At 75.2% G+C, this 13,739-nt stretch carries 8 protein-coding genes; 1 reads left to right on the top strand and 7 read right to left on the bottom strand.

All coding sequences use genetic code 11. The annotated features are described in order from the left end of the window. Positions 1-14: 14 nt before the first annotated feature. Positions 15-644 (top strand): LysE family translocator, encoded by a 630-nt coding sequence (locus tag ACGFI1_RS17870; RefSeq protein WP_386870265.1) that lies wholly within the window; start codon positions 15-17, stop codon positions 642-644. Between the two features lie 27 nt (positions 645-671). Here ACGFI1_RS17870 and ACGFI1_RS17865 read toward each other — a convergent pair whose 3' ends face one another. From ACGFI1_RS17865 to ACGFI1_RS17835, 7 genes are all read right to left on the bottom strand, one after another. Then, positions 672-4,892 carry a CHAT domain-containing protein gene (locus ACGFI1_RS17865; RefSeq protein WP_392786381.1) on the bottom strand — a complete coding sequence of 1,407 codons (4,221 nt, stop codon included), beginning with the start codon at positions 4,890-4,892 and terminating at the stop codon, positions 672-674. Between the two features lie 36 nt (positions 4,893-4,928). Further along, positions 4,929-6,005 carry a hypothetical protein gene (locus tag ACGFI1_RS17860; protein ID WP_386870261.1) on the bottom strand — a complete coding sequence of 359 codons (1,077 nt, stop codon included), beginning with the start codon at positions 6,003-6,005 and terminating at the stop codon, positions 4,929-4,931. A 323-nt stretch (positions 6,006-6,328) separates the two neighbouring features. Next, positions 6,329-9,268, bottom strand: a complete 2,940-nt coding sequence (locus ACGFI1_RS17855; RefSeq protein WP_392786378.1) for a protein kinase domain-containing protein — start codon at positions 9,266-9,268, stop codon at positions 6,329-6,331. Next, positions 9,265-9,825 carry an FHA domain-containing protein gene (locus tag ACGFI1_RS17850; protein WP_386870257.1) on the bottom strand — a complete coding sequence of 187 codons (561 nt, stop codon included), beginning with the start codon at positions 9,823-9,825 and terminating at the stop codon, positions 9,265-9,267. The genes ACGFI1_RS17855 and ACGFI1_RS17850 overlap by 4 nt, the downstream gene beginning before the upstream one ends. After that, the gene (locus tag ACGFI1_RS17845) at positions 9,813-10,451 is read right to left on the bottom strand and encodes a 4Fe-4S single cluster domain-containing protein (protein WP_386870255.1); all 639 of its coding nucleotides are present in this window, start codon (positions 10,449-10,451) and stop codon (positions 9,813-9,815) included. The genes ACGFI1_RS17850 and ACGFI1_RS17845 overlap by 13 nt, the downstream gene beginning before the upstream one ends. Beyond that, a complete protein-coding gene (locus ACGFI1_RS17840) occupies positions 10,439-12,397 on the bottom strand; it encodes an AAA family ATPase (RefSeq protein ID WP_386870253.1) in 1,959 nt (652 codons plus the stop codon). The genes ACGFI1_RS17845 and ACGFI1_RS17840 overlap by 13 nt, the downstream gene beginning before the upstream one ends. Continuing rightward, entirely contained in the window at positions 12,387-13,697 is a 1,311-nt protein-coding gene (locus tag ACGFI1_RS17835) for a hypothetical protein (RefSeq protein WP_392786375.1), read from the bottom strand. The genes ACGFI1_RS17840 and ACGFI1_RS17835 overlap by 11 nt, the downstream gene beginning before the upstream one ends. Positions 13,698-13,739: the final 42 nt, after the last annotated feature.

Here is a 13,739-nt window from a genome sequence, read left to right as displayed (position 1 = left end):
GGCATGATCGAGTCATGCCGATCGAGCCGCACCTGCTCGCCGTGTTCACGGCGACCACCGTCGTCGCGCTGATCACTCCGGGGCCCGACATGCTGTTCGTGATGGGGTGCGGCGTGCGCGGCGGCGCCCGCGCCGGGCTGCTGGCCACGGTCGGTGTGATCACGGGCGACGCGCTGTACATCGTCGCGGCCGCGGCCGGGCTCGCGGTGCTGCTGACGGCGTTCCCGGTCGTGTTCACGGTGATACGGATCGCCGGGGCCGCGTACCTGATCTACCTCGGCGTCCAGATGATCCGCCGGCGCAGGGACGGCCAGGCCGACGACCTGGCCGGTGGGGGGATGCGGGGGCGGCGCGCCTTCCTCAACGGCGTGGTGTCGTCCATGGCCAACCCGCAGACGTTCACGTTCATGGTCGCCTTCCTGCCCCAGTTCATCAGCCCCACGGCGGGGCCCGTCTGGGTGCAGTTCGCCATCCTGGGCGCCATCCTGATCGTCCTGGAGTTCCTGGCGGACGGAACGGTCGGCGTCCTGGCCGGGCGGATCGGCGGCTGGCTTCGCCGGCGCCAGGCGGTGCGCCGCAGGATCGACGCCGCGACCGGGAGCGTGTTCATCGGCCTGGGCGTCACCCTCGCCGCGGAACACTGACCGGGTCGCCCCGGCCTGCTCGACGGGTCAGCGGCCCTGGTGGGTGTAGGCCGCCCAGGAGTACACGTCGTACAGGGGGCCGTCCGGGTCGTCCTCGACTTCTTCCATCGCTAGGAGCAGCTCGTCGGCCATGCCCTCCGGTGCCTCGCGGGACGGGTCGAGCATCCAGAGCTGCGCCGCCCGCAGAGCGTCGCGGGGAGACAGCCCCCGATGGAGATGCCGGTAATAGACGAACATGAGCAGGGACGCCGCCCGGTCGGGGATCTTCCAACGCGAGCCCACGGCGGTGACCGGGCCCGCGGCGAGGATCGCCGTCGACAGGGTGAGCGCCTCGTCGTAGTCGCTCACGGCGAGGTCGCTGACGCACGCGGCCGCGGTGACCCGCCCGCCCGGCGCGGCGGGGTCGCGGCCGCGCGCGGTCCGCAGGATCCGCTCGATCGTCAGCGGCTGGCCACCCGCCAGGTGGAAGAACGCCGCCGTCGGCTCCTCCCGGGCGAAGGCGTGGCAGGCCAGGTGGACGTCCGACGCCCCCGGGCGGCCCGCCGCCGGGAAGCCCTCCAGCACCTCGTCCGGAGTGCCGTCGCCCGAGCGCTCGGTGAGGCCTTCGTCGCCGAGGAGGCGCGCCCCGGGGAAGAAGTGGCGACGTATCTCCTTGCATTCGATGGGGGCGTAGTAGAGGGTCCCGGACGTGTCGCTGACGATCAGCGGGTCGTCCCCGACCGGGCGGACGGGCCGCTGGGCGACGTCCACGAGCTGGCGTCCTGACACGGCGTAGGAGATGACCGCGTCGGCGCAGGCGTAGCGCGGCGGGCCCTCCTCGCGGGGGCGCCGGCGGGCGGCGTGCCATGGCACGACGCTCAGCCTTCCCACCGGGACCAGCACCAGCCGCGGCTCCCGGCCCCGCCACTGGTCCGCGCAGAGCCCGAGCAGCGGCCGCATCACGGCCGTATGGGCCCAGTTGCACAGGGCGTCGAGAGCCCGCCGCCAGCGGTTCGAGGCTGTCGGGTCGCGGTCGGCGAGCTCCTCGGGGGTCATGGTCTGCACCGCGTTGCCCGCGTCGATGTACTCGTCCAGGATGCCGCTGTACTCGTCCATCAGGAGCGGCATCGAGAGCGGGAGCAGCCGGCCGTCCGCGGTGACGACGATGCCGGTGCCCGCTCTGCCCGGTACCGGCGGCTGCAGGTAGACCAGCGCGTCGGCACCGGTCGCGGCCAGCGCCCGCGCGATGTCCGCCGTGGACGGCGGGTTGAGCAGGCGGGTCTCCGCGGAGCCGCCGGCCAGCGCGGCCAGCGCCCGGCGGCCCAGCTCGGACGGGACGACCAACCCGCCCTGCGACGTGAGCAGCTCCGCCAGGTCCTGGCCGCGCTCCCACGGCCGGGTGCCGTACGCGCCGGGGGCGGCGCGCCATTCGGCGGCGAGCGGGCCGTGGCCCGCGTCCGCCAGCAGGGACGGCACGTCGGCGGCGGAGGTCGCGGCGTGCAGGACGAGGCCCCGCCCGAGCTCCAGGGCGGTCACCGCCCCGCCGAGGTCGCCGTCCCGCACGTGCCAGTCGGCGATCTGCTCCGCCTGCGGGTAGACCGCGCGGGCCCGGGCGAGCGCCTGCCCGGTCCCCGTCTGGAGCAGGACGGCCTTGCCGTGCGCCCGCAGCGCCGCGAGACCGGCCTCGCGCGCGGCGTCGTGGTGCCCCTCCTCCCGGCGCGTCATGGCGAGCAACATCCGCATCCCGGCCTCGATGTCGGGGTTGGGCCGCACGCCGGGATCCGCCAGCAGCCCTTCCAGCCGGGACGCGGCCTCGGCGTACCAGCCGGGGTCGCGGGTGAGCCCCCCGAGCGCGTACCGCGCGGCCGCGGCGAAGAAGCCCAGCCGGACCAGGACGTTCGCGTCCCCCGCGCGCTCGTCCAAGCCGAGATCGGCGATCCGCATGGCCTCCTTGGCCGCCGTCCGGTCCTGGGTGCCCATCGCGATGAGCAGGTGCCCGCTGGCGGCGCGCAGCAGCGTGTACGGCCGGGCCGGATGGCCGGGCGGCTGCTCGGCCAGCCCGGCGCTCAGATGGTCGGCGGCCTCCAGGAGCGCGACCGTCCCGCCGCCGCGGCCCGTCAGCCCATGCATGATCATTCCGGTGCCGAGCTCGGCCCGCATGCGCGCGCGGTGCGGGTGCGACTCGGGCAGCGAGTCCAGCGCGGCGCGCATCTCCGCCACGCCGCGGCCGACGAGTTCGTCCCCGCCGCCGAACGCGCCACGGGCGATGGCGAGGCCGGCCTGGCCCGCCCGGAGCAGCGCCGGCGCGTCGGGCGAGAAGTGGTCCTCGCCCGCACCGGCCCGCCGGAAGTACTCCACGACGATCTCGCGGTAGTGCTCGGCGGCCCGCGTGTCCTCCAGGTCGCGGCTCTCGTTGAAGCGCCGCGTCAGCGCGCCCGCGAGGGCCTCGGCCACGGTGATCCGGTCCCGGTCGTCCGGGGGGAGCTCCCGGTACGCCGCCTCCAGGTGCCCGATCCCCTCGGCGAGGCCCGCGTCGTTCTGGCAGAGCATGATACCGAGCGCGGCCCGGGTCCATTCCCGCTGCCCGGAGCGGGGGTCGTCGAGGGCCGCGCGCAGCAGGCCGATCGCGGTCGCGGTGTCGGCCGAGGACATGTCGTACGCCGACCGGGTCATCAGCCCGATCGCCACGTTGCGGACGATCACGTCGCCGGGCCGGGTGCCGACCGGCAGCGTCTCCAGGGCGCGGGTCAGCCACGGCCCCGCGGCCCGCAGATCGGCCGCGTTCGAGGTCGCCTGGCCGCGCGCCGTGAGCAGCACCCCGATCATGGCCGCGACGGTCGAGCACGTGTCCGGGTCGTCCCGCCAGTCGGGCTCGACCTCGGTGAGCACGGCCGCGGCCCGCTCGATGTCGGCGAGGTCGGCGGCGCGGCCGCGGCGCGAGCGGGGCAGCCGGTCGTGCAGGGCGACCCCGAGCATGAGGCCGCCCAGCGTCCGGCCCTCTCCGGGTTCGAGCCGCTCCCACGCCTCCCCCGCGTGCTCGGCGATCCGGTCGAGGTCGTCGTCGGTCGCCGCGCCGTCGGCCCGCTTCCAGTACGTGTAGGCGAGGAGGCCGGCGAACAGCCCGCGGGCGTCGTCGCGCGCCGCCGCGAGCGCGGCCCCGTAGTGCTCGATCGCCGCGGTGAAGCCCTCGCGGCGGCCGTCCGGGGGCGGGTCGCGGTCGGCGCCGGCGAAATGCAGGTCGCCGAGCATCTCGTGGGCGTGCGCGGCCGTCGCCTCCCCGGCGCCGTCCAGCAGCTGCTCGAAGCGGGCGATGGCGGCGAGCCGGTCGTCCTCCGCGCCCCTCGCCTCGAACCGTCCCCTCAGCGCGTCGGCGAGGTAGCCGATCGTGCCGGGGAGCGCTCCGGGGGCGTCGGCGACGCGGCCGAGCAGCTCCACCGCCCGGTCGGCGTCACCGTCGTCGGGTTCGGGCGCGTCCGGCCAGGGATCGGTGCGGCGGTCCCAGTGCAGCTCGCCCAGGCGTCCCGTGACGATCGACAGCGTCGCCTCGTCTGCGTGCTCGCCGGACTCCATGGCGGCCCGCAGCCGGGTCAGCAGGTCGATCGCGGCGTCGCGGTCCGCTCGGGCCAGGGCGATCTGGCCGTCATCGGGGGCGTCGAAGGCGTCGAAGGCGTCGGCGAAGGCGAAGTAGCGGTGGTCGAAGCGGAAGGCCAGCGCCATGCCGTGCAGGTAGTCCAGCCATAGCCGCAGCGCGTCGCCGTCCTCGGAGTCGCCCGCCATGCGCCGGGCGCGTGCGCAGTGGTCGATGACCACGTCCAGCTCGGCACGCGGGACGTCCTCGTCACCGGCCGTCCGTTCCTCGTACCTGTCGAGGAGCAGGGCGGCCAGGTCGGCGAGCGGTTCGCCGCCGTCCGGATCCCCCGGGACCGACCGCAGCCAGGTGCGGAGGTGCTCGATCGCGGCGTCGCGGTCGGCCGCGGCACCGCCGAGGCGGTACCGCTCGGCCCTCGCCTGCCCGGCGAACGAGAGCGCGTCGGCGTGGCCCTCATCGCCGGGGTCCAGGGCGCGGACGGCCCACTCGGTGCAGTCGATGACCTCGTCGAGATCGGCGGCGGCCTCGGCCTGCTCCTCCGGGTCCGCGGACTCGTACCGTTCGGCCAGCGCGCTCGCCAGTTCCAGCCGCAGCGCCGCCTCGGCCCGGGGCCCGCCGGGCACCACGACGAGCCGGGTCCGCAGCCAGTTGATGTAGTCGTGCAGATCCGCCCGCGTCATGGCCTCACCTGTGACCTCATGGCCTCACCTGTGACCTCATGGGGTCGCCTCCGAGTCGCCGTCGCCCTGCGGCGGAGCGTTCCCCTGGCAGGGGGCGGCTTCCGGCGCAGGCCACGACAGTGGGACGGCCGGATCGTCGGCCCAGCCGCCGAGGTACTCCGACAGCACCCTGCCCGCCGCGACGTCCCCCGTGGTGGACGTGGGCTGAGCGAACCCGACCGCGGTGTAGATCCGATCCCGGTAGCAGGTCATGAGCGCTTCGATGAGGTCGCAGTAGTTCTCCACCGCTTCCCGGACGCCCCGCATCAGCAAGGCGGTGACCAGGGCGATGCCCAGCACCCAGCCCACCGCGTACCGGGACGGGCCGAAGGTGGGCGTCCACAGGACGGCGGCCAGGGTCCACACCAGGTTCTGCCCGCGCAGCGTGACACGGCGCGACTCCTGGGCGAGCCGCGCCCGCGCGTCCGGGGGCAGCACCATCAGCAGGTGCTCCCAGCAGGCGGCGAGGTTGAGGCCGTGCCGCCGCTCCACCCGTTCCACCATCGCCGCGAGCGCGCAGCCGATCCGGGTGGGCGCCATCAGCGCGTCGGCCGCCGGGTACCGGTACAGCTCGCCGATCGCGTCCCGCTCGATCCGGCCGAGCAGCGCGACCCGGGCCATCTCCCTCTCCGCCGCGTCGAGGGCGTCGGGCAGGGCGGCCTGTTCGGGCGGCCCTGGAGCCTGCGCCGCCCGGCGGCGCCGCGCGATCTGGCGGCGCAGCAGCCACTCCCACAGCGACCAGGCGGTCAGCCCGCCGGGCCGGGGCACGTCCCCCGCGATCACGTGGACGATCCGGGGCGTGGCCGCCGCGACCAGCAGCGCCGACCCGATCACCAGCGACCCCGCCAGGACGACCAGCGCCGCGTAGCCGACCGCGCCCGCCCCGTCCAGCCGGCACCAGGCCTGCCCCAGCGGATCGGCCGGCCCGCCGGCCCGGCACGCGGTGGCGGAGCCGCCGCCGCTGACGAGCCGGGCGCTCAGGCCGATGGCCCAGAACGTCAGCGCCGCCGCCGCGACGTGCCCGGTCCACCGCTTCGTCCAGGGCCCGGCGAGCGACTCAAGAAGCTTGTCCACCCGCCGCTCCCGCGTCCCCCTGGGCGGCGGGCGGCGTCCGCGTCAGCACCTTGCCGTGCTCGCCGCACCGGCCGCTGCCCAGCGACCCGTCGGGACGGGCGCGCTCCCTCGTCGGGCAGCCGGGCTCCGGACAGTGAAAGTACGTCCCGGACCAGCCCAATCCGGCGCCCGGCGGCAGGATGTCACCCGAACGAGTGCCGCTTCCGGGACGCCGCTTCTCTTCCGCGTTCTGGTCCTGCTCAGCGCCTTCGTCGCTCATCCGGTCCCCCTGAGATCGTCCGATCCGGTCATCGCCGTTCCCCCGTTTCCCCGCGCCGGTGCGGTCACCGATCGTCGACGACGAGGTAGCCGAGCACCGCGACGGGCAGAAACACCAGCACGGCCGTCCAGAAGGTGCCCGCGCCGCCGATCCCGGCCAGCCAGCGGGAGAGGCCCTCGCTGATCGGGTTGATGAAAATGTGCAGCAGCCCGCCGAGCACCGAGTCGGCCGTCGGGCTCTCGCCCGCCAGCCAGTCGCGGAGGGCGGTGACACCGCGGTCGAACAGGTCCGGCCAGATCGCGATGACGACCGTGGTGGCGAGACCCGCCTGGAACACGTCCCGCGCTTGCCCGCGCCGCGCTTGCCCGCGCCGCGTTCGCCCGCGCCGCGCCCCCCAGCCCGCGACCACCGCGAGCGGAACGAGGATCGGCAGGTGCGCCACCGACACGTCCGCCGCCGCCCGTCCCGCGCCGGAGGTGTCGGCGAGCGGCACCTCGCGCGCGTACACGGTGCGGACGATGATGCTCGTCCAGAGCAGCGCCGTGCAGGACGCGAACACGATGGCTCCGGTCCCGAGCGGCCGCTGCGCGAGGGTGCGGGCGCGGACGAGCGGCTCGTAGCGCCCGCGGGCGTCGACGCCGCGGCGCAGCGCGGCACGGGCGCCGAAGCCGAGTGGGAGGGCGCAGATCACCGCCAGCACCGCCACCGGCCCGATCCAGCGGCCGGGCACGGCGCCGACGTCGGAGAGCAGTCCGGCCGCGAAGTCCGGCACCGGCAGCGCGTGGCTCGCCGGCATCCAGCGCGGCAGGCACGCGGCGGTGAAGGCGAGGACGCCGGTCGCGGCGAGGAGCGGCCCATGGTGGCGCCACGCGGCGGCGATCAGCAGCGACAGCACGATGAGGGCGGGCAGCACCGCGACCGTGCCGTCCGCTCCCGCCCTGCCGAGTAAGGCCCCCGTCTGGGTCAGCCTCTCGGTCGGCTCGAGATCGATGTCGTCCCGGTAGACCCGGCCCAGGACCGTCCCCGACCAAGTGGAGAACATGAGCATGAGCAGCGCGAGCAGCGCACCGAGCAGGCCGCGGCCGACCGCCTCGGTAAGGTCGCTCCCGGCCCGCGCCTTGCGCACGGCCCTGCGGGCGATGTGCCCTTGGGCGGCCCGTTCGCGCAGCGCCTCGACCGTCGTGGCCAGGACGCGTCCCTCCAGGCTGGCCGGATCCGCCCCGGCCGCCTCGGTCCGCAGGGTTCGCCACCACGCGGGCCCGCCGATCAATCTGCCGCCGGTGAGCCGCAGGACCGTCCGCTGAGCGGTGCCGCCCCCTGTGACCGGGAGCGCGGACTCGCCCGCGCCCAGCGTGAGGGTGATCGCCGTCATGTAGGCGTTCGCGCGCTCGCGCCCGTTCAGCGGGTCCCAGGTCGTCGGGCTCTCGCCGGGCCCGGCCCGGACCTCGGCGCGCAGGGACGCGACGCGGTCCTCGACCAGTCGCATGATCATCGGGACGTCGTCGGCGACCCGCAGCAGGACGGCGCACCGGTCCTCGGGCCGCCCCTGGTGGTCGCACCCGGCGTGCCCGCACGGCCGCCGCGCCGCGATGCGCAGCGCGTCCGAGCCGAACAGCCGGGCGTGGACCGTGTCGTCGGTGTCGGCATGCGCGGCCAGGCCCTCGGCGTCGAGCCGCACCCCGTACAGGGTGGGGACCACGTCCGGCGCGTAGGTGACGACGAAGTCCAGTACCAGCAGCGGGGCGGTGTCCGGGCTCACCGCGCCCAGCGTGCGGAGGTCGACGAGCGGGTTCCCGACGTCCTCCAGCAGCCACTTGGCGAAGTCGTTCCCCCGCGCGAGGAGCCACCGGGCCGCCTCCTCGGAGTCCTCGGCCATCGCCTCGGCGAGCGACCGGGGGTTGTCGTAGGGGGCGCCGCGGAAGGTGATCGGGTTGGTGGCGCGCCGGGTGCCGTGCCCAGGGAGGCTCGTCGGCCGGATGACGTCGGGGTTCTCCCCGGCCAGCCAGGCGCGGACCTTCGCGCTGCCCCAGCGGTCGTCGTAATGCCGGGTGAACAGGCCCGCCAGCAGGCTGCGCCAGCGCCGATCGGTGACGCCGTCCAGCGGCATCTCCACGTCCAGGACGAACGTCTCCCGCACGCCGCGCTTGGTGATGTCGTTGGCGTGGTGCGTCGCGCCGGTCAGCATCAGGTAGACGATCTCGCCGAGCGACCACCACGGCGACTCGGGGCGGCGCAGCCCGATCACGCCCTCCGGCGCCGTGTAGCCGGGGGCCGCGATGACCTGCCCGTTCATCCCGGTGACGGTCGCGCGCGCGACGCCGCCGAAGTCGGTCACCACGATCTGCTCGGACCCGTCCGCCGCCCGCCGGAACATCAGGTTGTCCGGCTTGAAGTCGATCGGGATCCGGTCGACGGGGTCCCGCCAGTACTCCAGCGCTTCGGCGAGCGCGGCCAGCAGGGCGCGGACGCGGTCGTCCGGCATCGGCCCGCCGGCCCCCTCGGCGGCGATCACGTCTTCGAGGGAGGTGGTGAAGTACTCCATCTCGACCCAGCCGACCGTCCCGTACGGGGTGGTGACCTTGCCGAAGCCGCCCAAGCGCGGGGCGTGCCGGTCGTAGCCGTTCTGCTTGAGGTGGCGGAGCAGGTCGAGGTCGATGGGCCGTTCCGCCCAGTGCACCTTGACGGCGACGGTCTCATCGTCGGACCGGCGCCGCGCCTCCCACACCACGCCCTCCGTGCCGCGACCGCGCTCGCCGAGCGGCTCGTACTCGGCGAGCAGTTCGGGCGGGAACTGCGCGGCGCCGCGCAGCGCCTCACCCCCCTCGGCGGCCCCGCCTCCCTCCCCCTGGACGGCGGTGCGCGGGCTCCCGGCGGTGTCCCCGTGCTGGACGAAGGTGGGCGGGCTGACCGTCCCGCCTCCCCCCTGCACGGCGGTCTCGGGGCTGCCCTGGCGGACGGTGGGCGGACTGGCCACGCGCTCGGGCCCGTCGTCAGGCGGTGTCATGGCGTGCTCCTGAGTTCGCCGTTCTCATCGATCTCGAACACCGGCACCTCGACGTCCTGGGCGAGCCGCAGCACGTCGCCCGCGCGCAGCGGCAGCGGCGTGGCGGCCTTGCGGCCGTTGACGAACGTGCCGTTGGTGGAACGCTGGTCGGTGACCAGGAGGGTCTCGCCGTCCCAGTACAGGCGCGCGTGGTGGCGGCTGATCTGCTCGTACTCGGCGAGGCCGTCGACCTTCGCGCAGTCGGGCTCGTCCCGCCCGATCAGCAGGCCCTCGGGCTTCACCACGAGCAGGTCGCCGAGCAGCCGCACCGCGATCACCGGACGGCGGCCGGGCCGTGCGGCGGAAGGGGTGGACGACGCCGCGCCGTCCGGCCGCTGGTACACCGTGCGCGGCCCGGCCGTGCCCGGCGCCGGCCCGGGCTCCGCGCGCGGCTCCTCCGCGGGCGTCTCGACGCGCGCCGGTTCCAGCTTCACCTTGTGGGTGTCGCAGGAGCGCAGCACGGGCGAGGCCGGGCAGCCCTCCGGGTCCTGCGGGCAGCGGAAGATCATGGTCGCCATGTGACCCCCTCGAACGTGACACCGCGGGCGCGCAGCGCCCGCTCCAGCCTTGCCATCGCGCCGCGTTCCGGGACGCCGGCGAACCACACGTTCGGCCCGTCGACCGAGAACTGCATCGGCGGGCGTTCCGGTTCGTGGTCGAGGTGGCGGTCGTAGCGGGCGTGGCCGAGCTCGGTCCGCGGCGTCAGCACCTGGTTGGCCGACCCCCGCCAGATCAGCCGGGTGGGACGGGCCGCGTCGTACCGGCCGGTGATGACGGCGTCGGCCCGGCGCAGCGGCGCCATGTCCACCTCGTCCGGCTCGTAGCCGGTGTAGACGAGCAGGTCGGCCTCGCGGCCCAGCTCGTCGCGGACGGCGGCGGCCATCTCCAGCAGCTCCGCCAGCTCGTCCGGCTGGGCCAAAGGCTCTCCCCCGCTCACCGTGAGCCCGTCCATCCCGTGCTCCAGCGCCTCGCGCCACATCCGCTCCAGGGTGGCGACCGCCAGGTCCGAGCCGCCGGACGGGCTCCAGGTGTCGCGCGCCAGGCACCCCGTGCACGCCAGCGGGCAGCCCTGGAACCAGACGACCATCCGGCGTCCCGGGCCGAGGGCGGTGATGGGGCAGGACACCCGGCTCACGCGGGGCATCGGTCCACCTTCAGCCGCCAGGTGTCGCCCTCGGGCTCCATGTCGAGCACCGTGATCTCCTCACCGGGGGTGGGCGGACGGTCGAACAGCTCGGCCGCCAGGGGGTTGACCAGGGCCGCCTCGACGGCGTTGAGCACGCCCCGGCCGCCGTGGTCGAGCCGGGCCTCGGCCGCGTAGCGCAGCGTCTCGAAGGCCACGTCGCCGATCGTCAGGCGCGCGCCGTGCCGGTCGGCCACCCTGCCCGTGACGGAGCCGAGCGCGCTGTTGAGGATCAGCGGCACGTGCTCCGGCTGGAGGAAGTCCATGACGATGAAGTTGTCGCCGAAGCGGTTGCGCAGCTCGGGACGCCGGATCGTCTCGTCGAAGAACGTCCGGAACGCCTTGTCGAGCGCCTGCCGCACCTTCTCGGGGTCGTCGGTGTACTTCAGCCTGCGCTCGATGTCGCCGGTCTTGGTGACGACCCCGAGGTTGGAGGTGAACACGAGGACGGTCTCGGTGAAGTGCACGGTGGCGCCCCGGCCGTCGGTGAGCCGGCCGTCCTCCAGGATCTGCAGGAACAGGTCGTAGAGCCGGGGGTGCGCCTTGTCGATCTCGTCGAACAGCAGCACGCTGATCGGATTGGCCCGTACCGCGTTGATCAGCTCGCCGCCCGCGTCGAACCCGACGTAGCCGGGCGGCGCGCCGATCAGCCGGTCCCGCGCGTGCTCCTCGGCGAACTCGCTCATGTCGAACCGGATCGGCTCGGCGTCGTCGCCGAGGATCAGCTTGGCGATGCCCTTGGCCAGCTCGGTCTTGCCGACCCCGGTCGGGCCGGACAGGAACAGCACGCCGCGCGGCCGGTTCGGCGAGCTGGACGCCTGCGCGCCGGTGAGCCCGGTGACCGAGCGCTGGAAGATCTGCAGGGTCCGCGCGACCGCCCGCTCCTGGCCGATGACCCGGGCGTTGAGGATCTCCCTCCCCCGCTCGATCTTGGCGCGCAGCGCGGCGTCCGCCCACGGGTTGTCCAGCACGCCGACCCGGTAGAGGCGGACCGCCTCCTCCAGCCGCTCCAGCGGCAGGCCGCGGTGCTCGGCCATCCGGCCGATCGCCATCAGCTCCACAAGCTGCATCCCGTGGGTGATCCCGGCGAGCCGGCGGGCGGCCTGGACGCGCTCCTCCGGCCCGGCGGCCGGGTCGACGTCGCGGAGCGCGTAGGCGGCCACGCGCTCCCGCTCGCCGAGCAGCGGCTCGGGGATCGCGATGACCCGCAGCCGCCGGCTGTCGGCGCCGAACTCGGGGGCGAGGTGGTCCTGCCGCTCGGTGACCCAGAAGATCGTGTTGTACGGCGTGACGCCCTGGCCGCGCACGGGCATCGCGGTGTGCCCGAGCGCCTCCGCCACCGTGAACAGGTCGCGGCCGAGGTCGCCGGCCTCGGAGTCGCCGCGGCCCACCCTGGCGGCGTAGGGGAAGACGAGCCCGATCGCGGGGCCGCGCCAGCGCACCACGTCCACCAGGACCTGCCGGATCCGGGACAGCCGGACGGCGTCGGGGTTCTCGCCGCGTCCGGGCCGCGCCGCGTCGGCCTCCGACATCTCCCGCAGCGACTCGGGGCACGCGGGATGCTCCGCGTCGGTCGAGGACAGCGGCCACAGCACCATCAGCTGGTCCAGCGGGCTGTGCTCGCCGAGCGCGCCGTAGCCGTGCCCGCGGCACACCCGCATGATGACGTCCTGCAGCGAATGCATGACGATCTCGCCCGAGTCGTCCTCGGCCGGCAGCGGGTACTGGTCGCGGACGTTGCCGGTCAGCAGGATCTGCGGGTGGGTCAGCAGCGCCATGTCGACTTCGCGGACCCAGGCGGGCAGGGCGGCGGCGCCGGCCGGCACCGCTCCTCCGGCCGGCACCGCTCCTCCGGTCGTCGGCGCTCCCCCGGTCATCGGGGCCGTCACCGGCACGTCAGCGGTCATGGCGCCGCTCCCTCGCCCGCTCGTTCGTCCGCCCGGCGGAGTGCTTGCGGCGGCGCCTCGACCGGGTCTGCTCGACCGCCTGCCAGGACTCCTCGGCGGCGGCCGGCGGCGGCATCTGGCCCGGTTGCAGGCGGTAGGACTGCCGGATGTCGAGCCCGCGCCAATCCTTGGCCTTGCCCTGCACCTTGTCGTCGAAGCTCATGTCGCAGAACGCCTGCTGGGCGGCCGTGTCGACGAGCGGGTCGGGCTCCTCGCCGGGTGCGAGCACCACGCTCGTCCGCATGCTCCCCTGGCTCCCCCGCATGGTGACGCGCAGGGCGTAGCGGTCGGCGCGCCAGGCGCCCGGCGGGGCGCCGGCGTCCTGCTCGGCCCGCGCCAGCCGGTCGCGGAAGTCCTCGCCGAGGTCGATGATCCGGTCGCCGCTCGCGGCAAGAACGGTGGCGAAGTCCTCGCCGACCTCGCAGCCGATCTCCCGCAGCGCCTCGGCCGTGGCCGCCGCGACCTTGTCCGCGGCCCGCTCCCGGGCGGCGGCGCGGTCCGCCTCGGCGACCGCCTCGGTGACCAGGTCCGAGACGGCCTCCAGGTCCGATCCGTGGTCGATGGCGGCGAGCAGGCGGGGCCGGTCGGCCTCGGGGGCGTGCCGGGCCAGGGCGCGCAGTCCCGCACGGGTCCGCTCGTCCTGGTCGCTCTTCGCACGGCGCCGGATGGACGCGACCACACGCTCCTCCAGTGTGCGCAGCGCCGTACGCGCGGCCTGCACGGTCCGAGCCGCGGTGATGCCGGACGCCAGCGCGGCGAGCCCTTCGAGGTCGTCGGCGTGGCAGCGGGCGGCCTCCTTGGTCAGCAGGTCCTCGGCGCGCACCAGCAGCGACTCCCTGACCTCGGTGACGTCCCTCTCCCGCAGCGCGGAGCCCTCGCTCCGCGCCGCCGGCCCGCCGTCCGCCGCGCGGGTTCGTGCGGCCGGGGTCCCCGACGTGCGCGGGGGCCGGTTCCGCGACAGCCGTTCCGCCAGTTCACGCGTGGCCAGCCGGCCGGACTCGTCGCGGAGCGTCCCGACCGCGGTCTCGGCCGCGGCCACCCGCGCGGCCAGCGAGTCCGCGCTCTCGCCGTCGCCCGCCTCGGCGATGTCGGACGCCCCGGCGCGCAGTCCGCGGCTCCCCTTCTTGCGCAGCCGCTTCTCGAGCTGCCGGGCCTCGGCGCGCAGCTCGGCGAGGCGCGCGGCGAGTTCGCGGTGGCGGGCCTGCTCGCGCGCGGCCTCGGCCGCCGCGTAATTCCAGTCGTAGGCCCCGGAACCGCTCATGAGACCCCCTGTCTCCCCGTCGCGCAACGGCCGGCGTGCCTC

Source organism: Actinomadura geliboluensis, from assembly GCF_043197915.1.
In the GTDB taxonomy this organism is placed as follows: domain Bacteria; phylum Actinomycetota; class Actinomycetes; order Streptosporangiales; family Streptosporangiaceae; genus Spirillospora; species Spirillospora geliboluensis.
This window is presented reverse-complemented; position numbering and strand designations above follow the sequence as displayed.